The sequence below is a fragment of the Pseudomonas alliivorans genome (assembly GCF_017826695.1).
Lineage (GTDB): Bacteria > Pseudomonadota > Gammaproteobacteria > Pseudomonadales > Pseudomonadaceae > Aquipseudomonas > Aquipseudomonas alliivorans.
In genome coordinates this window covers 16,122-38,074 of the sequence record NZ_JAFFZW010000014.1, presented here as the reverse complement: position 1 = coordinate 38,074, position 21,953 = coordinate 16,122, and the positions used below count along the sequence as shown (strand labels likewise).

The 21,953-nt window shown below is 60.5% G+C and carries 16 protein-coding genes and 4 tRNA genes; 6 read left to right on the top strand and 14 right to left on the bottom strand.

All coding sequences use genetic code 11. The features are described 5' to 3' along the window. Positions 1–17: 17 nt before the first annotated feature. From leuB to leuC, 4 genes are all read right to left on the bottom strand, one after another. A complete protein-coding gene (gene leuB, locus JTJ32_RS24805; protein ID WP_099227201.1) occupies positions 18–1,100 on the bottom strand; it encodes a 3-isopropylmalate dehydrogenase in 1,083 nt (360 codons plus the stop codon). Positions 1,101–1,167: 67 nt separating this feature from the next. Next, positions 1,168–1,932 carry a class I SAM-dependent methyltransferase gene (locus JTJ32_RS24800; RefSeq protein WP_210043623.1) on the bottom strand — a complete coding sequence of 255 codons (765 nt, stop codon included), beginning with the start codon at positions 1,930–1,932 and terminating at the stop codon, positions 1,168–1,170. Between the two features lie 214 nt (positions 1,933–2,146). Next, on the bottom strand, positions 2,147–2,788 hold the full coding sequence (gene leuD / locus JTJ32_RS24795) for a 3-isopropylmalate dehydratase small subunit (RefSeq protein ID WP_210043622.1): 642 nt from the start codon (positions 2,786–2,788) through the stop codon (positions 2,147–2,149). A gap of 10 nt (positions 2,789–2,798) precedes the next feature. Then, positions 2,799–4,223: a 3-isopropylmalate dehydratase large subunit gene (gene leuC / locus JTJ32_RS24790; RefSeq protein WP_184323274.1), complete on the bottom strand. Its 1,425-nt coding sequence runs from the start codon at positions 4,221–4,223 to the stop codon at positions 2,799–2,801. A gap of 144 nt (positions 4,224–4,367) precedes the next feature. On the opposite strand from leuC, the gene JTJ32_RS24785 reads away from it, so the two are divergent. Together JTJ32_RS24785 and JTJ32_RS24780 are read left to right on the top strand one after the other, a co-directional pair. Next, entirely contained in the window at positions 4,368–5,225 is an 858-nt protein-coding gene (locus tag JTJ32_RS24785; RefSeq protein ID WP_099227197.1) for a LysR family transcriptional regulator, read from the top strand. A 92-nt stretch (positions 5,226–5,317) separates the two neighbouring features. After that, entirely contained in the window at positions 5,318–7,516 is a 2,199-nt protein-coding gene (locus tag JTJ32_RS24780; RefSeq protein WP_184323273.1) for a putative bifunctional diguanylate cyclase/phosphodiesterase, read from the top strand. 43 nt (positions 7,517–7,559) lie between these two features. On the opposite strand, the gene JTJ32_RS24775 is transcribed toward JTJ32_RS24780, so the two are convergent. The 9 genes from JTJ32_RS24775 to uvrB all read right to left on the bottom strand — a co-directional run bounded on the left by JTJ32_RS24775 (position 7,560) and on the right by uvrB (position 14,044). Beyond that, on the bottom strand, positions 7,560–8,003 hold the full coding sequence (locus tag JTJ32_RS24775; protein WP_099227195.1) for an Hsp20 family protein: 444 nt from the start codon (positions 8,001–8,003) through the stop codon (positions 7,560–7,562). Positions 8,004–8,104: 101 nt separating this feature from the next. Then, complete coding sequence (locus tag JTJ32_RS24770) at positions 8,105–9,085, bottom strand: tRNA dihydrouridine synthase (protein WP_099227194.1); 981 nt, start codon at positions 9,083–9,085, stop codon at positions 8,105–8,107. A gap of 29 nt (positions 9,086–9,114) precedes the next feature. Continuing rightward, complete coding sequence (locus JTJ32_RS24765) at positions 9,115–9,576, bottom strand: acyl-CoA thioesterase (RefSeq protein ID WP_210043620.1); 462 nt, start codon at positions 9,574–9,576, stop codon at positions 9,115–9,117. Positions 9,577–9,751: 175 nt separating this feature from the next. Continuing rightward, positions 9,752–9,827, bottom strand: a tRNA-Glu gene (locus tag JTJ32_RS24760). Between the two features lie 45 nt (positions 9,828–9,872). Next, positions 9,873–9,948, bottom strand: a tRNA-Ala gene (locus tag JTJ32_RS24755). 52 nt (positions 9,949–10,000) lie between these two features. Further along, positions 10,001–10,076 (bottom strand) — tRNA-Glu (locus tag JTJ32_RS24750). A gap of 75 nt (positions 10,077–10,151) precedes the next feature. Further along, positions 10,152–10,227 (bottom strand) — tRNA-Ala (locus JTJ32_RS24745). Between the two features lie 187 nt (positions 10,228–10,414). After that, positions 10,415–11,896 carry a glutamate--tRNA ligase gene (gene gltX / locus JTJ32_RS24740; RefSeq protein WP_184323270.1) on the bottom strand — a complete coding sequence of 494 codons (1,482 nt, stop codon included), beginning with the start codon at positions 11,894–11,896 and terminating at the stop codon, positions 10,415–10,417. 132 nt (positions 11,897–12,028) lie between these two features. Continuing rightward, positions 12,029–14,044, bottom strand: coding sequence for an excinuclease ABC subunit UvrB (gene uvrB / locus JTJ32_RS24735; protein WP_099227191.1), 2,016 nt, complete (start codon positions 14,042–14,044; stop codon positions 12,029–12,031). A 385-nt stretch (positions 14,045–14,429) separates the two neighbouring features. Between uvrB and JTJ32_RS24730 the strand changes: the two genes are divergently transcribed. Next, on the top strand, positions 14,430–15,626 hold the full coding sequence (locus JTJ32_RS24730) for an amino acid aminotransferase (protein ID WP_210043619.1): 1,197 nt from the start codon (positions 14,430–14,432) through the stop codon (positions 15,624–15,626). Between the two features lie 286 nt (positions 15,627–15,912). After that, positions 15,913–16,215 (top strand): hypothetical protein, encoded by a 303-nt coding sequence (locus JTJ32_RS24725; RefSeq protein ID WP_210043618.1) that lies wholly within the window; start codon positions 15,913–15,915, stop codon positions 16,213–16,215. 59 nt (positions 16,216–16,274) lie between these two features. On the opposite strand, the gene pvdQ is transcribed toward JTJ32_RS24725, so the two are convergent. Then, complete coding sequence (pvdQ, locus tag JTJ32_RS24720; RefSeq protein ID WP_210043617.1) at positions 16,275–18,614, bottom strand: bifunctional acylase PvdQ; 2,340 nt, start codon at positions 18,612–18,614, stop codon at positions 16,275–16,277. 196 nt (positions 18,615–18,810) lie between these two features. Here pvdQ and JTJ32_RS24715 point away from each other — a divergent pair, with 196 nt between their 5' ends. Beyond that, positions 18,811–19,983, top strand: coding sequence for an efflux RND transporter periplasmic adaptor subunit (locus tag JTJ32_RS24715; RefSeq protein ID WP_210043616.1), 1,173 nt, complete (start codon positions 18,811–18,813; stop codon positions 19,981–19,983). After that, positions 19,984–21,951, top strand: coding sequence for a MacB family efflux pump subunit (locus JTJ32_RS24710; protein WP_099227187.1), 1,968 nt, complete (start codon positions 19,984–19,986; stop codon positions 21,949–21,951). Positions 21,952–21,953: the final 2 nt, after the last annotated feature.

Below are 21,953 nucleotides of genomic sequence, written 5' to 3'. Positions count from 1 at the left end.
ATGGCGGGCCAGAGAGATTACAGATTCCGCAGCGCGGCGACTACTGCGTCGCCCATTTCTTGCGTGCCGACCTGGGTGTTACCCGTCGAAAAGATGTCGCCGGTGCGCAGCCCCTGATCCAGAACTACGCTGACGGCTTTTTCGATGGCGTCGGCGGCGTCGGTCAGATTGAAGCTGTAACGCAGCATCATCGATACCGAAAGGATAGTCGCCAGCGGGTTGGCAATGCCTTTGCCTGCGATGTCCGGTGCAGAACCGTGACAAGGCTCGTACATGCCCTTGTTATTGGTATCGAGCGACGCGGACGGCAGCATGCCGATGGAGCCGGTCAGCATCGAAGCCTGGTCGGACAGGATGTCGCCGAACAGGTTGTCGGTCACGATCACGTCGAACTGCTTGGGTGCACGCACCAGTTGCATGGCGGCATTGTCGACGTACATATGGCTCAGCTCGACTTCAGGGTAATCCTTGGCGACCTGCTCGACGATTTCGCGCCACAGCTGGCTGGACGACAGCACGTTGGCCTTGTCCACCGAGCACAGTTTCTTGTTGCGCACCATGGCCATGTCGAAGCCGACGCGAGCGATACGACGGATCTCGCTCTCGCTGTACGGCAGCGTGTCGTAAGCTTCGCGCTCGCCATTGTCCAGCACACGTACACCCCGTGGCGCGCCGAAGTAGATACCGCCGGTCAGCTCGCGCACGATCAGGATGTCCAGACCGGCAACGATTTCGGGCTTGAGGCTCGAGGCGTCGGCCAGTTGCGGATAGAGAATCGCAGGGCGCAGGTTGCCGAACAGGCCCAGTTGCGCACGGATCTTCAACAGGCCACGCTCAGGACGGATGTCGCGTTCGATGGTGTCCCACTTCGGGCCACCCACGGCGCCGAGCAGAACGGCGTCGGCTTTACGGGCGCGGTCCAGGGTTTCGTCGGCCAGCGGCACACCGTGCTTGTCGATGGCGGCGCCACCGATCACGTCGTGAGTCAATTCAAAACCCAGCTGATACTTCTCGTTGGCCAGCTCCAGCACCTTGACCGCTTCGGTCATGATTTCCGGACCAATGCCATCACCCGGGAGAATCAGAATCTGCTTGCTCATAACTTCCTCGATGTTTTATCGACGCCTCGGACAGCGCCCGTTTATAACGTTTCAAGCCGCAAAAAGATTAACGCTCGGCCCAAAGCACCAGCACATCGGTACTGAATGAACCCTGCGCATCAATCTCGAAATACTGACGCACTTCATCGCCCATCGCCTGCTGCAGCTCGCGTATGGCCACCCGCAGTGGCTGTGGCGTGCGCATGCGCTCCACCCACGAACCGAACTCCAGATGCAGGCGCTGGCGGGTATGGCTGCGGGTGAACAACCCCGCGTCGCTGACCTGATGCAGCCATTCGGCGGCGGAATAATCGCGCACGTGGCTGGTATCGCGCAGCACTTCAACCGTTTGCAAATACGTATCCAGCAACGGACTGCCCGGCGACATCACGTCAATGAACGCCGCCACACCCCCCGGCTTCAATACCCGGCGCACTTCACGCAACGCCAGGGCCAAATCGCTCCAGTGGTGAGCCGAGTAGCGGCTGAACACAAAATCGAACTCGCCATCGGCAAATGGCAAGCGTTCGGCCGCGCCGCATAACGTGCGAACGTTGCTCAACCCCTTGTCGATAGCCGCAGCGGCGACCACATCGAGCATCTGCTGCGACAGGTCATACGCGATCACTTCAGCGACAGACGGCGCAACATTGAAGCTCACATGGCCTGCGCCGCACCCCAGATCCAGCACCCGCGCATCGCCCCGCCCCCTGACCGCGCTCTGTAACAACGCGAACTCGGCCCCTTGCGCGTGCACGGCGCTGTTCAGGTAGGCCGAAGCCTGTTCGCCGAATTGACGTTGTACAACCTGGGTGTGGGCGGAGGTGGTCATGGGTGGATGCTCTGATGTTCAAGGGTATTTAACTGCGGCGTTCGTGCCATGGCTTTCGCGAGCACAAGACCGACAGACACGCCGACATTTCCTGTGAGAGACGGCGTGCCGGCGATGGCGTCATCTCGGGCATGGAGATGTCGCCCCTAAAACAGCATCGCCGGCAAGCCGCCTCCCATAATTTCTGCGATCGCCAGGCGACAGCCGCTGTATGTCAGTCGCGAAACAACCACGGCTGGCTAGCACGGTGCCGGCTCTCGAACGTCGCAATGGCATCGGCGTCCATCAGCGTCAGGCCGATGTCGTCCAGACCATTGAGCAGGCAATGCTTGCGAAACGCATCGATCTCGAAGCTCAGCACCTTGCCGTCGGGACGGGTCACGGTCTGGGCCTGCAGATCGATGGTCAGCTGATAACCCGGACTGGCTTCGACCTGCTTGAACAGTTCGTCAACTTCAGCTTCGGTGAGGATGATCGGCAGCAGGCCGTTCTTGAAGCTGTTGTTGAAGAAGATGTCGGCATAGCTGGGCGCGATGATCGCGCAGAAACCGTACTCTTCCAGCGCCCATGGCGCGTGCTCGCGGCTGGAGCCGCAACCGAAGTTCTCGCGGGCCAGCAACACGCTGGCACCCTGATAACGCTCGTGATTGAGCACGAACTCATGGTTCAACGGGCGTTTGGAATTGTCCTGGTAGGGCTGACCCACATCCAGATAACGCCACTCATCGAACAGGTTCGGACCAAAGCCGGTGCGCTTGATCGACTTGAGAAACTGCTTGGGAATGATCTGGTCGGTGTCGACGTTGGCGCGATCCAGAGGAGCGACCAGGCCATTGTGCTGGGTAAAGGCTTTCATGCGGGTGTCCTCAATGCTGGATCAGGTCGCGAACGTCGATGAAACGGCCGTTGACGGCGGCTGCGGCCGCCATCGCCGGGCTCACCAGGTGAGTGCGGCCGCCAGCGCCCTGACGCCCTTCGAAGTTGCGGTTGGACGTCGAGGCGCAGTGCTCGCCGGAACCCAGGCGATCCGGGTTCATCGCCAGACACATGGAACAGCCCGGCTCACGCCATTCGAAACCGGCTTCGATGAAAATCTTGTCCAGACCTTCCTGCTCGGCCTGCGCCTTGATCAGGCCTGAGCCCGGCACCACGATGGCCTGCTTGATGGTCGCGGCCACCTTGCGGCCCTTGGCGATATCGGCGGCGGCACGCAGGTCTTCGATGCGCGAGTTGGTGCACGAACCGATGAATACACGATCCAGCTGAATGTCGGTGATCGGCTGATTGGCCTTGAGGCCCATGTACTTCAAGGCGCGCTCGATCGAACCACGCTTGACCAGATCCATTTCCTGCGCTGGATCGGGCACGTTCTGATCGACAGCCAGTACCATTTCCGGCGAAGTCCCCCAACTGACCTGCGGCTTGATGTCTGCAGCGTCGAGCCTGACCACGGTGTCGAACACTGCGTCCGGGTCGGAGACCAGATCTTTCCACGCTTCCACCGCCAGATCCCACTCGGCACCCTTTGGCGCAAACGGACGACCCTTGACGTACTCGACCGTTTTTTCATCGGTGGCCACCATACCGACGCGAGCGCCTGCTTCGATGGACATGTTGCAGATGGTCATGCGGCCTTCGATGGACAGGTCGCGAATCGCGCTGCCGGCGAACTCGATGGCGTAGCCGTTGCCGCCCGCGGTGCCGATCTTGCCGATCACTGCGAGCACGATGTCCTTGGCGGTCACGCCGAATGGCAGTTGCCCTTCGACCGACACCAGCATGTTCTTCATCTTTTTGGCGACCAGGCACTGAGTGGCCAGCACGTGCTCGACCTCGGACGTACCGATGCCATGAGCCAGTGCGCCGAAGGCACCGTGCGTGGAAGTGTGCGAGTCACCACAGACCACGCTCATGCCCGGCAGTGTTGCGCCCTGTTCAGGCCCGATCACGTGGACGATGCCCTGACGCGGATCGTTCATCTTGAATTCGGTGATGCCGTATTCGTCGCAGTTGTCGTCCAGGGTCTGGACCTGCAGACGCGAAACCTGATCTTCGATGGCACCGATGCCGCCCTTGCGTTCCGAGGTGGTCGGCACGTTGTGGTCGGGCGTCGCGATGATCGAGTCGATGCGCCACGGCTTGCGTCCGGCAAGGCGCAGGCCTTCGAAGGCTTGTGGCGAGGTCACTTCGTGAATGATATGACGGTCAATGTAGATCAGCGCCGAACCATCGTCGCGCTGTTTGACCAGATGCGAATCCCAGAGCTTGTCGTAGAGCGTTTTACCGGCCATTGGACGTACTTCCTCATCAGCTTTTTTATGCCTTGGGCTACGGACGTCCATGGGCCCTTGGCTTGTGTGACCATCCTATGGAATGTGCTTAAATAACTCAAATTCATATTTTTTATGCTTTGGATAACCAACTGGAATGCGACAATGGATCTCGCCAATTTGAATGCTTTTCTGGCCATTGCCGAGACGGGAAGTTTTTCCGGTGCAGGAGAACGCCTGCACCTGACCCAACCGGCCATCAGCAAACGGATCGCAGGCCTTGAGCAGCAACTCGGCGTGCGTCTTTTCGATCGTCTGGGCCGTGAAGTCAGCCTGACCGAGGCAGGACGCGCCCTGCTGCCAAGGGCCTATCAGATCACCAACGTACTGGATGATACGCGCCGGGCGCTGACCAACCTGAACGGCGAAGTGTCCGGGCGCTTGAAGCTGATCACCAGCCACCATATCGGTCTGCACCGTCTGCCACCTTTATTGCGCGAGTTTACGCGCACCTATCCGGCCGTGGCGCTGGACATTCGGTTCATGGACTCCGAAGCGGCCTATGACGAGATTCTGCATGGCCGCGCCGAGCTGGCTGTCATCACGCTTGCCCCGGAACCTCATCCACTGGTGCGCGCCACCGCAGTATGGGACGACCCGCTGGACTTCGTGGCGGCGCCGGAGCACCCGCTGGCCAATAGCGGTCCGATGAAACTGGAAGAGATCGCCCGCTACCCGGCAGTGCTGCCCAGCGACAATACGTTCACTCACAAAATCGTCAGCAACCTGTGCGAGGCCCACGGCCTCAAGCCTGATATCGCGATGAGTACCAACTACCTGGAAACCATAAAAATGATGGTATCCATCGGGCTGGCCTGGAGCGTTCTGCCACGCACGATGCTCGATGAACAGGTTGCGCGCATTCCGTTGACAGGCGTGCAACTCAATCGCCAGCTAGGCTACATCCTGCACACGGAGCGGACTCTATCAAATGCGGCAAGGGCATTCATGAAATTGTTGTAATGCACGATACAGCGATTGATAGTGTTTTTTTATGCGATACAGGATGCAGAACGATCGTTTTACTGGCTTTATTCATTAAAGGCTCGTGATCAATGCCCAACCTTCTGGACCCGACCATGCTGCTGGCGTCCGCACAGCCTGCAGCCGCACCAGCGGCACAGCGCACTGTGGAACAGACCCTCAAGGAAACGCAGGATCGTCTGGATCTGGCGTTGAATTCCGCGCAGATGGGCATCTGGGAATGGGACATTGCCACCGATCAACTGCACGCCTCCGCTCGAGCCGCTCAACTGCATGGCCGCGAAAACCAGCCACTCGATTACAACTTCACCCGTTTTCTGGCCGGCGTGCCGACGGCGGAACGTCACCGCATGCGCAATGCCTACGAGGCGGTAGCGGCCGGCAAACAGGACATCTTTCAGCTGACCTACCGTTTTCAGTTGCAGAACGGCCTGTCACGCCTGCTCGAAAGCCGCGCCATTCTTTACCGCAACACCGACGGCACGCCATCGAGACTGACCGGCACGCTGCTGGACATCACCCAGCAACAGGCACAGGCCGCACTGGAAGCCAGCGAGGAGAAGTTCGCCAAGGCGTTCCATTCCAGCCCTGACTCGATCACCATCACGGAACTGGGTACCGGCCGATATGTGGAGGTCAATGACGGCTTCTGCCGCCTCACCGGTTACACAGCACCCGAAGTGCTGGGCAGGACGGTTCAGGAGATCGGTATCTGGACGGATCCCGACCAACGCCAGAACATGATCGATCAGTTGCGCGACACCGGTCGGGTGCATCACCGGGAAATGGCGGGCCGCAACAAGAATGGCGATCCGCTGACTCTCGACGTATCGGTGGAGTTCATCACCCTTAACGAAACCGCCTGCCTGCTGATGAACGCCCGGGACATCGGCCAGTTGAAAAGCGCTCAGGCACAGATCCAGCACCTGGCCTATCACGACCCGTTGACCGGCCTGCCCAACCGCGCGCTGCTCATGGACCGCCTGAGCGAGCAACTGTCGCTGCTCAGGCATCATCGCCTGCGTGGCGCCCTGCTGTTCATGGATCTGGACCACTTCAAGCACATCAACGACTCCCTGGGCCACCCTGTTGGTGACAGCGTGCTGAATATCGTCTCCGCACGACTGGAGGCCAGCGTTCGCCTCGAAGACACCGTGGCGCGCCTTGGCGGGGACGAATTCGTGGTGCTGGTCTGTGGCCTGGAAGGATCTCGTCACGAGGTCACTCAGCAGGTTCAGGAACTGTCCGATAACCTGCGCGAGTTGCTCGCAGAGCCCATGTTCCTCGACGGCCATCGGCTGCAGGTGACACCCAGCATCGGCATGGTACTGATCCCGGATGACGGTTCGACCCCTGCCGACCTGCTCAAGCGTGCCGATATCGCGCTGTACCGCGCCAAGGATTCGGGCCGCAACGCCGCGCAATTTTTTCATAGTTCCATGCAAAAGGCGGTAAGCCAGCGCCTGCGCATGGAAAACGATCTACGCCTGGCGCTGGCCCGCAACGAGTTCCACCTGCACTTTCAGGCTCAAGTGGACTGCCGGAACGAAGCGCTTACCGGCGCCGAGGCACTGCTGCGCTGGCAGCATCCGGATTACGGCGTGCTGCCGCCCACCCAGTTTGTGCAGATCCTTGAAGAGAGCGGGATGATTCTCGAAGTGGGCAGCTGGGTGCTGGACGAGGCATGCAGGACCGCAGGTCGCCTGCTCAAGCAGGGGCTGATCGCACACAATGGCTTTCTGATGGGCGTCAACATCAGCCCGCGCCAGTTCAGGCAGACCGACTTTGTCGCACGCGTGGAGCGCAGCCTGACACTGCATCAATTGCCTGCCACCATGCTGAAACTGGAAATCACCGAAGGGATCGTCATTCAGAACCTGGAAGACACCATTGCCAAGATGCGCGGCCTGAAAAAGCTCGGGATCAGCTTTGCCATGGACGACTTCGGCACCGGCTATTCGTCGCTGACGTATCTCAAGCGTCTTCCGGTGGATACACTCAAGATCGACCAGTCATTCGTGCAGGACGCCACCAGTGACCCTAATGACGCCGAAATCATTCGCGCCATTGTGGCCATGGCCCAGAGTCTCAACCTCAATGTCATCGCCGAGGGCGTCGAGACCGTCGAGCAACTGGCGTTTCTCGAGAAACTGGGGTGCCACGTGTATCAGGGGTACCTGTTCAGCGAGCCGCTGGACGACTCACAATTTGAAGCGCTGCTGCGGCTGAAACAGCCTGTTCGGCACCCGAGCCTGCTGCCGGATCGCTAAACGCAGAAAGGCGCCCGAAGGCGCCTTTCCGTTACAGCAATCATCACTGCTCGATGGCTTTCTGAGTATTCAGCGGAATCCGCTTTGGCTTGGCTTCTTCAGGCACATTACGCACCAGGTCGATGTTCAGCAGCCCATGGGACAAGTCAGCACCCCGAACCTCGATATTGTCTGCCAGCCGGAACGACAGCTTGAATTCGCGCCGGGCAATGCCCTGATGCAGATAGGTCACGTTTTCGGCTTCGCGTTCGCGCCTGCCGCCAGTGACTGTCAGCACCCCTTTCTCGACCTGCAAGTCAAGGTCTTCTTCCTGCATGCCTGCCGCCGCGATCACGATCCGGTACTGATCGTCGCTATGCCGCTCCACGTTGTAGGGAGGGTAGCCACTGGACGAATCATTACGTGCCGCCGACTCGAAAAGGTCGTTGAAGCGGTCGAAGCCCACTGAGTGACGAAACAGTGGAGCCAGAGAAAATGCAGTCGTCATGATAATTCTCCTGTTAATCAGCGAGTAGTTTGCGCGACCCGGATTCGGCATCGCGTAATCCCCAAACTAGGGTCGGCCACTGACTTTTCAAGAGCGATTTTTTACGAAAAACATAACCGTTCGTCGGGCTGACTTTCGGCTGAATAACCCAGCAAAACACTGATCCGGTCGCAGTCGGTTTCACGCCGCAACGCGTTGAACATCAACGTGGCTTCAGGGTAACTCTTGGTCAGCAACACCAACCATTGCTTGAGACGGCCCGGCGCCTGCACCAGGGTCATCTTGGCCAGACAATCGCCCCAGAACGTGCGCAGCATCGGTTGCAGCTCGGTCCAGGTCATCTCGACCACCTCTTCGCCCGCGTGGGCTGCCGCAATCTGCATGGCCAGATCGGGACGCGCCACCAGACCACGACCGATCATGATGTCACGTGCACCGCAGATTTCCCGACAACGCCGCCAGTCCTCGACTGTCCATATCTCGCCATTGGCGACGACCGGCACCTTGACCACTTCCTGGATACGCGCGATCCATTCCCAGTGCGCTGGCGGCTTGTAACCGTCGACCTTGGTGCGCGCATGAACCACGATGCGCTCGGCACCGCCATCGGCCAGCGCTCGTGCGCAGTCCAGAGCACCGTCGGTGTTTTCATAGCCCAGACGCATCTTGGCAGTGACGGGAATCTCGCCGGGCACCGCGCGACGCACCTGACTGACGATCGAGTGCAGCAGGTCAGGCTCCTTGAGCAGAATTGCGCCGCCACGGGAGCGATTCACGGTCTTGGCCGGGCAACCGAAGTTCAGGTCCATGACCGGCGCGCCCAGTTCACAGGCGAACGCAGCGTTTTCTGCCAGGCAGACGGGGTCGGAACCCAGCAATTGCACGTGCAGCGGTACGCCTGCTGCCGTTTTGGCATCGGTGTGCAGCTCAGAGGCCATCTTGTAGTAGTAGGTGGCGGGCATGACCCGCTCGGTCACCCGGATGAATTCGGTCACGCACCAGTCGATGCCGCCGACGCGAGTCAGCACATTACGCAGGATGTCGTCGACCAACCCCTCCATGGGCGCCAGAGCAATTTGCATGGGTCACACTCGAAAAAAAGTCCGGCAGTTTACTGTTCGTCACCGGGATTGGGAACGCCGGCGTCCAACATTGCCGCACCATAGCCCTCGATGAACTCGGCGGGCATACGCTTCGGGCGACCCGTGGACAGCTCGATACAGACAAAGGTGGTTTGCGCCCGCAACAACGTGAGGTTGTCTGCGGGACGCTTGAGCTGAAAGCAGCGAGTCATCTTCAGGCGACGATCCCAATCGACAATCCAGGTTGCCAGCTGCAACTCATCGCCCTCGTAGGCGCTGGCCAGGTAATCGATTTCGTGCCGAACCACGGCCATGGCCCGATCCAGTCGCCGGTACTCACTCAGATCCAGCCCCAGATACTGCGAATGACGCCAGGCGCAGCGTTCGAGCCAGGTGACGTAAACCGCGTTATTGGCGTGCCCCAGACCGTCGATGTCATCGCTGCCGACATTCAGGTCGATGACGAAAGGCGTTGTCCGATCCCAGACCATGCTCGCTCCTGTTTGGATAATAGGTTGGCGGCAGTGTAGCTGGAATGCAGGCCCGGCAAGGCATGCCTGGAGGGTTCTGGAGAGAGATGAAGGGTTCTACGAAAATAAAACCCTGAAAAAACAAAAGGGCCATTCAATAATCGAATGACCCTTGGTCCCGCAGAGCGGGAAATCGTGGCGTCCCCTAGGGGACTCGAACCCCTGTTACCGCCGTGAAAGGGCGGTGTCCTAGGCCACTAGACGAAGGGGACGCAAAACCTTCAGTCAGGTTCATCAGTGATGAACCCTGGCAAAATTGGTGGAGCTAAGCGGGATCGAACCGCTGACCTCCTGCATGCCATGCAGGCGCTCTCCCAGCTGAGCTATAGCCCCGGATTTATCGCCTCGCGGCGGAGTTCAACCTTCCGGCATCACTCGGTGAAACTGGCGTCCCCTAGGGGACTCGAACCCCTGTTACCGCCGTGAAAGGGCGGTGTCCTAGGCCACTAGACGAAGGGGACAAACCTTCTACCTGATCAGAGTTGGGACTCCGATCGATTCAACATCCTGTTTTACCAGGCCTTGAACCTTGAATTTGGTGGAGCTAAGCGGGATCGAACCGCTGACCTCCTGCATGCCATGCAGGCGCTCTCCCAGCTGAGCTATAGCCCCACATCAGTGGACGGGGCGCATGTTAAGCGTGAGTCGCTAACCTGTCAAATTTATTTTCGAGAAATTTGAAAGTTTTTCGTCGGCATAACAATCACTTACCGTTTCGACCCGCAAATCCGAGGCCGAGTCGGCCACTGTCTGCCCCACTCGCGCTGGCACACAATGGCTTCTTCACATCATTGACGGGTCAGGCAATCGCGCCCAGCAGTTTTTCCCACTCTTTGTTTTCTTTCTTCGAGACGCCGCCCAGCAGATCAATGGCCTGACGCAGACGGAAACGCGTAAGGTCCGGACCGAGAATCTCCATGGCGTCCAGCACCGAAACGGAACTGGCCTGCCCGGTGATCGAGGCGAACATGAGCGGCATGGCGTCACGCAGCTTGAGGCCAAGGTGCTCGACCACCGCCTGGATGCAGGCGGTGATCGGGTCCTTCTCCCACTGACGCAGCGACTCCAGCTTCCACAGGATCAGTTGCATCAACTGGCGCACCTGGTCACCCGACAGTTTCTTGTGCTCGAACAGTTTCACGTCCGGGGTAACGCCACCGGCGAAGAAGAAGCTGGCCAGTGGCGCAATCTGACTGAATGTCTCGACCCGACCCTGCACGTGCGGTGCGATCTTCATCATGTACTCGGGGTTCAGCGCCCACGTCTGCACACGAGTGGCAAATTCCTCGACGGGCAGCTCACGCAGCCATTGACCGTTGAGCCAGGACAGCTTCTCGATATCGAAAATCGGACCGCCCAGCGACACGCGGGACAAGTCGAAGTGCTCGACCATTTCCTGCAGCGAAAACTTCTCGCGCTCGTCCGGCATCGACCAGCCCATGCGGCCCAGGTAGTTGAGCATGGCTTCAGGCATGAAGCCCATGCGCTCGTAGAACGTCACCGAGGTCGGGTTCTTGCGCTTGGAGAGCTTGCTCTTGTCCGGGTTACGCAGCAGCGGCATGTAGCACAGCTGTGGCTTGTCCCAACCGAAGTACTCGTACAATAGAATCAGTTTCGGCGCCGAAGGCAGCCACTCTTCGCCACGCAGCACGTGGGTGATGCCCATCAGGTGGTCATCGACCACGTTGGCCAGAAAGTAGGTCGGCAGCCCGTCGGTCTTCATCAGGACCTGCATGTCCATGCGGTCCCAGGGAATTTCCACTTCACCACGCAAAAGGTCCGGCACCACACAGACGCCTTCAGTCGGCACCTTCATGCGGATGACGTGCGGCTCGCCAGCGTCCAGACGCCGTTGCACTTCTTCCTTGGAAAGCAGCAGCGCACGGCCGTCATAACGCGGGGTTTCGCCCCGGGCCATTTGTTCGGCGCGCATTTCATCCAGCTCTTCAGCAGTGCAGAAGCACGGGAAAGCGTGACCCATTTCAACCAGTTGCTGAGCGTATTTACGGTAGATCTCGCCCCGCTCGCTCTGCCGGTACGGACCGTGCGGCCCGCCGACATCCGGACCTTCACTCCACTCGATGCCCAGCCAGCGCAATGCGTCGAAAATCTGCTGCTCAGACTCGCGGGTCGAACGCAACTGATCGGTGTCTTCGATCCGCAGGATGAACTCGCCACCGTGCTGCTTGGCAAAGCAATAGTTGAAAAGGGCGATGTAAGCCGTGCCAACGTGGGGGTCGCCCGTGGGCGATGGCGCGATGCGGGTACGAACGGTGGTCATGGAAAATCCCGAAATAAGGTCGATCAAGCGCGGAATGTTAACAGGCCGGAGGCGTCGGGCTCCAGCATGGGCGCTGGCGGAGCTGTGATGGCTCCCGAGCCCGGCGCTCACCCTGTCATCGGAAAACCAGCCTCAAACCGTCAGCAAGCGCTCGCGCAGCTTGCCGATTTCGTCGCGCATCTGCGCCGCTGCCTCGAATTCCAGGTCGCGGGCAAGTTGGTACATCTTCTCTTCCAGTTGACGGATGCGCTTGGTGATTTCGCTGGGCGAGCGCAGTTCGTTTTCGTACTTGGCGTTTTCCTCGGCGGCCTTGGCCATGCCTTTGCGCTTCTTGCTGCGTGAGCCGGGCACGGTGGCGCCTTCCATGATATCCGCCACGTCCTTGAATACGCCTTTCGGCGTGATGCCATGCTCCAGGTTGAACGCGATCTGCTTATCACGGCGCCGCTCGGTCTCGCCGATGGCGCGCTCCATGGAGCCGGTGATGCGATCGGCGTACAGAATCGCCCGGCCATTGAGGTTACGTGCCGCCCGGCCGATGGTCTGGATCAGCGATCGGTCGGAACGCAGGAAACCTTCCTTGTCCGCGTCCAGAATCGCCACCAGTGACACTTCCGGCATATCCAGACCTTCGCGCAGCAGGTTGATCCCCACCAGCACATCAAAGGCCCCCAATCGCAAGTCGCGGATGATCTCGACCCGCTCCACCGTGTCGATGTCCGAGTGCAGATAACGCACCCGCACGCCGTGGTCGCTGAGGTAATCGGTCAGGTCCTCGGCCATGCGTTTGGTCAGCGTGGTCACCAGCACCCGCTCGTCGATAGAGGCGCGCTTGTTGATTTCCGACAGCAGGTCATCGACCTGGGTCAGCGCCGGACGAATCTCGATCTGCGGGTCCACCAGACCGGTCGGCCGCACCACCTGCTCGACAATACGCCCGGCATGTTCCTCTTCGTATTTGCCCGGAGTCGCCGAGACGAAGATGGTCTGCGGGCTGACGTTCTCCCACTCTTCGAAACGCATCGGCCGGTTGTCCAGCGCCGACGGCAGACGGAAACCGTATTCCACCAGCGTTTCCTTGCGCGAGCGGTCGCCTTTGTACATGGCGCCCACCTGCGGCACGCTGACGTGGGATTCGTCGATCACCAGCAAGGCGTCCGCCGGCAGGTAGTCGTACAGTGTCGGCGGCGGAGCGCCGGTCGGACGGCCCGACAGGTAGCGAGAGTAGTTCTCGATGCCGTTGCAGTAGCCCAGTTCCAGAATCATCTCCAGATCAAACCGGGTGCGCTGCTCCAGACGCTGGGCTTCGACCAGTTTGTTCTGGCTGCGCAGGTATTCCAGACGCTCGCCGAGTTCGACCTTGATGCCTTCCATCGCCTCCAGCAGTGTTTCGCGGGGCGTGACGTAGTGGCTCTTGGGGTAAAAGGTGAACCGCGGCAGCTTACGGATCACTTCGCCGGTCAACGGATCGAAGGCCGACAGGCTTTCGACTTCGTCGTCGAACAGCTCGACACGAATCGCTTCCAGATCCGATTCGGCCGGATAGATGTCGATCACATCACCGCGCACCCGGAAGGTGGCCCGGGCAAAGTCCATGTCGTTGCGGGTGTATTGCAAGTCAGCCAGACGGCGCAGCAAAGCGCGCTGATCGAGTTTGTCGCCCCGGTCAATGTGCAGCACCATGCGCAGATAGGTTTCCGGACTGCCCAGGCCATAAATGCACGACACCGTGGTGACGATGATGGCGTCCTTGCGTTCCAGCAGGGCCTTGGTCGCGGACAGCCGCATCTGCTCGATGTGGTCGTTGATCGACGCATCCTTCTCGATGAAGGTGTCGGACGACGGCACATAGGCTTCCGGCTGATAGTAGTCGTAGTAGGAGACGAAATATTCGACGGCGTTGTTTGGAAAGAACGCCTTGAATTCGCCGTACAACTGCGCCGCCAGGGTCTTGTTCGGCGCCAGCACCAGCGTCGGACGCTGCACCTGAGAGATCACATTGGCGATGCTGAACGTCTTGCCCGAACCCGTCACACCCAACAGGGTCTGGTGCGCAAGTCCGGCGTCGATCCCTTCGACCAGTTGGCGAATGGCCTCGGGCTGATCACCTGCGGGCTCAAAACGGGTAACGAGCTGGAACTCGGACATAACCTACCTCTTGAATTCGTTCGCGTCGGGGTTCGCGACAAGGACTCGTCCGCGCGGCCTGTACCGGCAATGACGAAATCACCACCGACGACTCATCCCGTCAACGGGAGACGACGTACGGCAGTGACAGTGCTTGAAGTGATGCACTGTAAATGGAGACGTTTGCGCATGTTTCAAGGCGCTCATTTGATCAGTGGCTACATCATTGAGGTTTCAACGGGACGAACGTTCTGCAAATAAACCGAAAAACCTTGAAAAAACCCGCCCTGCCCTGTCGCCCCTCAGGGGGATGCTCTTTATACTAGGTCCCCGTTTGTGCACCGCTTTGGCGCATTCGGCCGCGGCGTGCATACCCCTCCCTCCTTCATTCAGAGCTGCCGCAAAAATGAGCCTCTTCTCCGCTGTCGAAATGGCACCCCGCGATCCTATTCTGGGTATCAACGAAGCATTCAACGCCGACACCCGCACCACCAAGGTCAACCTTGGCGTGGGCGTCTACTGTGACGAAGACGGACGCATCCCTCTGCTGCGTGCAGTGGCTGAAGCCGAGAAGATTCGTGTTGCGCAGCACGCACCTCGTGGTTATCTGCCGATCGACGGTATCGCCGCCTACGACCAGGCCGTGCAAAAACTGCTGCTGGGTGCCGACTCGCCATTGATCGCATCGGGCCGCGTGCTGACCACCCAATCGGTCGGCGGCACCGGGGCGCTGAAGATCGGCGCTGACTTCCTCAAGCAACTGTTGCCCAACGCCGTTGTGGCCATCAGTGATCCGAGCTGGGAAAACCATCGTGCGCTGTTCGAAACCGCGGGCTTTCCGGTCCAGAACTACCGCTACTATGATGCCGCTTCCCACGACGTGAACCGTGGCGGCATGCTCGAAGACCTGCAGAACCTGCCTGACCATTCCGTGGTCGTGCTGCACGCCTGCTGCCACAACCCGACCGGCGTCGACCTGAATCTGGAAGACTGGAAAAAGGTTCTGGAAGTGGTCAAGGCCAAAGGTCACGTACCGTTTCTGGATATGGCTTATCAGGGCTTCGGCCAGGGCATCCAGGAAGACGCCATCGCGGTCCGTCTGTTTGCCGAGTCCGGCCTGACCTTTTTCGCCTCCAGTTCGTTCTCCAAATCGCTGTCGCTGTACGGCGAGCGTGTGGGCGCGTTGTCGATCATCACTGAATCGAAAGAAGAAACCGCCCGCGTCCTGTCCCAGGTCAAGCGCGTGATCCGCACCAACTACTCCAACCCGCCGACCCACGGCGCAATCATCTCCGCAGCCGTGCTCAACGACCCGGCGCTGCGCGCCATGTGGGAAGCGGAACTGGGCGAAATGCGCGTGCGCATCCAGAGCATGCGCAAGGCAATGGTCGAGCGTCTGGCCGACAACCCGGCCGGTCAGGACTTCAGCTTCGTGGGTCGCCAGTGCGGCATGTTCTCCTATTCAGGCCTGACCGCCGAACAGGCCCAGCGCCTGCGTAGCGAGTTCGGCATTTACGCGCTGGACACCGGCCGCATCTGTGTCGCGGCGCTGAACCAGAAGAACATCGACGTGGTGTGCGACGCGATCAAGAAGGTGTTGTAAGTCACCTGCCCGGCACACAGAACGGTGCGAGACAGCGCCGCCTCATCGAGGCTGCACCGTCTCGCAGCAAACAAGGGATTGTGGGAGGCGGCTTGCCGGCGAGGGCGTCGGGCAGGTCGCTGATAGGGCGCTGGGTAAAACGCATCGCCGCAAGCCGCCTCCCCCATCGCGCAGTGTTCAAAACGCCATCCCCGCGCCTACCACTCGGCAATCCAATCGAACGATCCCCTTCTCCTGGACCTCGAAAGTCTGTCAGCCATTTCTGAAGCAGACTTTCGAGGTATTCATGTCTACCGAACCGCAACGGCAAAAAGAACAGGCACCCGGTCAGCACACGCCGCCGGACCAGGGCACGGACCGCAACGATCCGGCCATCGATCCACAAGAGCCGGACGCTGTACCGGATTCGAGCGGACATGAAGACCAACGCCAGAACCAGCAGCAGAGCCAGAGCCAGAGCCAGTCGCAAGGATCGCCGGGACAAAGCGCCTACGTGCCTGACTATGAGCCGCAGGAAAAGCCCCAGACCCAGCGCAATCATCAACCTACCCAAGGCGTCGATGCGGACATTGATACTCAGGGCGGTTGAAGTCTTGCGGTTGCCACGTGGATTGGGTACTGAGGCCCAATCCATCCGTGCACTACCCCCTAAGGCTTGCGCTCTTCCCGGATTTCCTGCACCTGATACGCCGGATCGGCCTTGATCTGCTGTTCGGTGAAAGGGAGTTTGGCCCGCTGCTTGTTGGAGAACGCCTCGGTCTGGTCACGCGAGTGCGTCGACTGCGGATTGCTTGACTCGGAGAACGCCAGCAAACCCTCGGCCTGTGGGCCATGTTCATCGAACGTCACCACTTGCAAATAGCTGGTGCCGCTGACCACCTCACGCTTGCCGTTCTTGCCCGCCACTGTCTGCATGGCGTTGTAGACGCCCAGTGTGGCAGGACCGCCGTGGATCGGAATCGGCACGCCGCTCAGGCTCGACACCTGAATATCACCCCAGGTCGTCTTGTCTGACAGACCCGCCTTGCTCACTTCCTCCTGCGCGGTCAGCATGGCAGCGCGTAACGCCGTGGCGACTTCCGGGTATTCGATGGCCAGGCCGCGCGGCGTGTGAATCGGGTCGTTGGCATCGAACACCACCCGCCAGCGCGAGCCGACGGACTGCATGGCGGTCATGATCTTCTGGAAATAAACAAAGCCCACGCCGCTGCTCAGGTCAACTCGACCGTCCCAGGCTTTCAGGGCCGTGCACAGCGGCGTCAGACGCTTTTCATCATCGCCCAGTCCGGTCGCACAGAACTGCAAGAGGTCCGGCAACACTTGCCCGGCCTGATACACCTCGTTGTCCATCACCATCGCCTGCAGGTTCTCGACACCGACTTTGCCCGCCTGCTGCAGCTTGCCGAGTCGATCCAGCGCAAAACGCGCCCGCAGCCCGAGCGGCTGGCCTTCCTGGCTGATCAGCGGCGAAAAGTTTTTCTGCGGCGCGGCCGGGTTGACCATCCAGGCCGAGTCATTGGAATGCTGTACGAAATCGGTCCGCAGCAGTTGTGGCTGACGCGACGACGGATAGATACCGGGTTGCGCCGCCTCGGGCGCGATGTCCCAGTTACAGTCGCTGCGCGACCCGTCGAGGATGATCAATTCGGTGCCGATGCGCGGGTCGCTGCACGTGGCAAGCTTGACCGCGTCAACATTCGGCACCACCGACAGGTTCATGTACAACGCCTGGCCACTGGCATCGACCGCCACGGTGTTCACCCATGGAATCCCTTGAATGCTGCGCACCGAATCCTGAAACGCCTCGAGGCTTTTCGCCTGCCCCATGGCGTACCACTGCTGCAGCACGCGATCATTCTGGACGTTCGCGTCGCGCAGGCTGAAGGCGTACTTGTCGTCCCAGTCGAGCTTGCCCGGCCATTGCACCACAGGGCCGAATTTCGACGAATAGATCGTGCGGGTTACAGGCTTGATGCTGCCGTCGGCCTGTTTCGCCTCGACACTCACCTGCTGCCTGCCCATCGCCACTGATTTGCCGTCGAGCATGTAACGGGTCGAATCCCTGGGATCAAGCGCCAGTCGATGCAGCGTGAAGTGCTTCGACGTATCGACGGTGTGAGTCCAGGCCAGGTGCTGATTGAAGCCGATATTAATCAGCGGCAGACCCGGCAACGCCGCGCCCATCACGTCCAGCTTGCCGGGGATGGTCAGGTGCATCTGGTAGAAGCGCATACCACCACCCCACGGAAAATGCGGGTTGGCCAGCAACATGCCGCGTCCGTTCGCAGACAGCTCGCGTCCGATCGCCACCGCATTGCTTCCACGCTCCAGCGCGAACTGTTCATTGCGGGCGGCAGCCAGTCGCAGGGCCTCACGCTGCTCGTTCTGAAGCCCGGCCTGAGCACCCGCTTGCGGCGGTGCCGCACCGGCCAGCGCTTCGGTGAACTGAACCACGCCACCCTCGACCAGCAATCGACGGGTCAGGCGCACCAGATCGTCGGTGCTGATCGGCCGTACCCATTCGGCGGCGCAGGCTGTCGGCAACCCTTTGGCACGCTGCTCATCCAGTGAGCGGTTATAGCCAGCCGCGTAACCTTGCATCAGATGACGAATCCCGGGCGGCTGGGCCTTCCAGAAATGCGCGAGTGTTTCAGGTGTGTTCAACCATTTGAACAGCAGGTCGCTGGCCATATTGTTGCGCTGCTCGAGGGTCGCCTTGTCGGGGCCGAAATAGCGGGAACGTTCACCATTGACCGTGACAATCTCGTTGGCCAGCAGGCACAGGTTGTCCTGGGCATAGGCGTAACCGATGCCGTAACCCAGCCCGCGTTCGTCGGCGGCCACGATATGCGGGACGCCGAATCCGGTGCGACGCACTTGCGCCGAGGCGTTGTGATTCTCGGAGGCAACCAGTGCCTGGGCGGGCAGCACCAGCCCTAACGAAAGACTTGCAACAAGCAAACCGGGCAATGGTCTGGACATGATCATGCTGACGCCACCTCGAAAGGAAAACGGAATACGACGGGAATGAGTTGCTCCCGTTAAACGATCAGGCAGAACGAAATTTAGTGAATACAGCCAATTAATTGACAGCGCTAAATTCCGCCGCACTCGCCTCGTCTTAATGACAGCCCCCGTAGCCGTCGCCCGTCGACCGGCTGATTTTTTCCAGGCAGGATCCTGCATGAAACGCTCTCGACTCCCTCGACGCACTGTCCTCGCGGCACTGTGCCTGTTTCCGGTCATCGCCGTGTGCGCATGGCAGATCCTGCCGGGCGACCATGACAGGGCGCCCACCGTGACGGTGACACGCAGCAGCATTGAAAACAGCGTGACAGCGTTAGGCACGCTGCAACCGCGCAGTTACGTGGACGTCGGCTCGCAGGCAACCGGGCAGATCATGAAGATCCATGTGCAGGTGGGTGATCAGGTCAAGGAAGGTCAATTGCTGGTCGAGATCGATCCGTCCACACAAAAGGCCAGGCTTGATGCAGCGCGCTATGCCATCGACAACCTCAAGGCCCAGCTTCAGGAGCAACGCGCGCTGCACGAACTGGCGCAGCAGAAGCAGCAGCGTCAGCAACGTCTGGCGGCCGGTGGCGCGACGCGGGCCGAGGATGTACAGGCGGCCGAGTCCGAATTCCGAGCCACCCAGGCCCGGGTCGACATGTTCAAGGCGCAGATCCTTGAAGCCCGGGCGGCGCTGCGCAGTGACGAGGCCGCGCTGGGTTATACGCGCATTTATGCGCCCATGAGCGGCACAGTGGTCGCACTGGATGCCCGCGAGGGTCAGACCCTCAACGCACAGCAACAGACTCCGCTGATCCTGCGCATCGCCCGGCTGTCGCCGATGACCGTGTGGGCCGAAGTCTCCGAGGCTGACATAGGCCACGTGAAACCCGGCATGAATGCCTACTTCACCACCCTGAGCGGCGGCAGTCGGCGCTGGAAAAGTACCGTGCGGCAGATTCTGCCCGTGCCACCCAAGCCGCTGGAACAGGCCAACCAGGGCGGCGGCAGCCCGAGCAGTTCGCGCAAGAGCGGCGGAGGCCGAGTGGTGCTGTATACCGTTCTGCTGGACGTCGACAACGATGATCAGGCACTGATGGCCGAAATGACGGCGCAGATCTTTTTCGTCGCAGGCAGCGCGCAGAACACCCTCACTGCACCGCTTTCGGCGTTCAAGATCGGCACACAGGACGACCTGCAGACCGCACAGGTGCTGACCGCCAGCGGCGAAGTCCAAAGCCGTCAGGTGCGTACTGGCATCAGCGACCGTTTGCGGGTGCAGATACTCGACGGTCTCGAGGAAGGCGACCGTCTGCTGGTGCCCTCCGCGCTTGGCAGCGGAGGCTGAATGCAGACGCCGCTGATCGACCTGCGGGCCATCCGCAAATCTTACGGCGGAGGCGACAGTCCGCAGGTCAACGTACTGCAGGGCATCGACCTGTCGATTCATGCCGGAGAATTCGTCGCGATTGTCGGCGCGTCCGGTTCCGGCAAGTCGACACTGATGAATATTCTGGGCTGTCTGGACCGGCCCACCTCGGGCGAGTACCGGTTTGCCGGCGAAAACGTCGCCGAACTGGGCAGTGACGAACTCGCCTGGCTGCGCCGTGAGGCGTTCGGCTTCGTGTTTCAGGGCTATCACCTGATTCCGTCCGGCTCAGCCCAGGAAAACGTCGAGATGCCAGCGATCTATGCCGGCACACCCGCCGCGCAACGCCATGCCCGCGCCGCCGCTCTGCTGGAACGGCTGGGCCTTGGCTCGCGTACGGGCAATCGCCCGCATCAACTGTCCGGCGGCCAGCAACAACGGGTGTCCATCGCCCGCGCCTTGATGAACGGCGGCCACATCATCCTTGCTGACGAACCGACCGGCGCGCTGGACAGCCACAGTGGCGCGGAAGTGATGACATTGCTGGATGAGCTGGCCAGTCAGGGCCACGTCGTCATTCTGATTACCCACGACCGCGACGTCGCTGCCCGCGCCAGACGCGTCATCGAAATCAGCGACGGGCGCATCGTCAGCGATACGCTCAGCGAGACTGTCGGGAATGCTCAGCCAACGGGCGCACTGCAAGCGGTGGATCTGCAGGCGCGACTGGCTCAGAGCAGCAATGCCCGCAGCGCGTGGAGGGGCGAGTTGCTCGACGCCGTTCAGGCAGCGTGGCGAGTGATGTGGATCAATCGCTTTCGCACTGCACTGACGTTGCTGGGCATTGTCATCGGCGTAGCCTCGGTGGTGGTGATGCTGGCGGTGGGCGAAGGCAGCAAGCGTCAGGTCATGGCGCAAATGTCGTCGTTCGGTTCCAACATCATTTACCTGAACGGCAAGGCGCCCAGTCCGCGCGCACCGAAGGGCGTCATCACACTTGAAGAGGTCGCCGCGCTGGGTGATCTGCCCGAGGTACGCATGATCATGCCGGTCAACGGCGGACAGGCAGGTGTGCGCTTCGGTAATGTCGACCATTCCAGCTACGTGGGTGGCAACGACACGCACTTTCCGGCGATCTTCAACTGGCCGGTGGTGGAAGGCAGTTACTTCACTGAGGCTGATGAACAGAATGCAGCGGCAGTGGCCGTGATCGGACACAAGGTTCGGCAGAAACTGTTCGGCGAGCGTATCGACCCCATCGGCCAGTACATTCTGATCGAGAACGTACCGTTTCAGGTGGTCGGCGTGCTTCAGGAAAAAGGCGCCAGTTCGGGTGACCTGGACAGCGACAACCGCATCGCGATTCCCTATTCGGCGGCCAGTATTCGCCTGTTCGGCTCGCAGGACCCTGAATACATCACCATCGCCACCCGCGATGCCGACAACGTCAAACAGGCCGAAGCAGCGATCCGCGGCCTGCTGAATCAGTTGCACAATGGCAAGCCGGATTATGAGCTGACCAATAACGCGGCAATGATCCAGGCAGAGGCCCGCACTCAGAACACGCTGTCGTTGATGCTCGGCTCGATTGCCGCCATCTCGCTGCTGGTCGGCGGCATTGGCGTGATGAACATCATGCTGATGACCGTGCGCGAGCGGACCCGTGAAATCGGCATCCGCATGGCCACCGGCGCACGCCAGAGCGACATTCTGCGCCAGTTCCTTACCGAAGCGGTGATGCTCTCGGTGGTCGGAGGTCTGGCCGGCATCGTGCTGGCGCTGGGCATGGGAGCGGTGCTGTTGCTGAGCAAGGTCGCGGTGGCCTTCTCGCTGTCGGCGGTCGCCGGGGCCTTTTGCTGCGCGCTGATCACCGGGGTGATCTTCGGCTTCATGCCCGCCCGCAAAGCGGCCCGCCTCGATCCGGTTGCGGCCCTCACCAGTCAATGAAT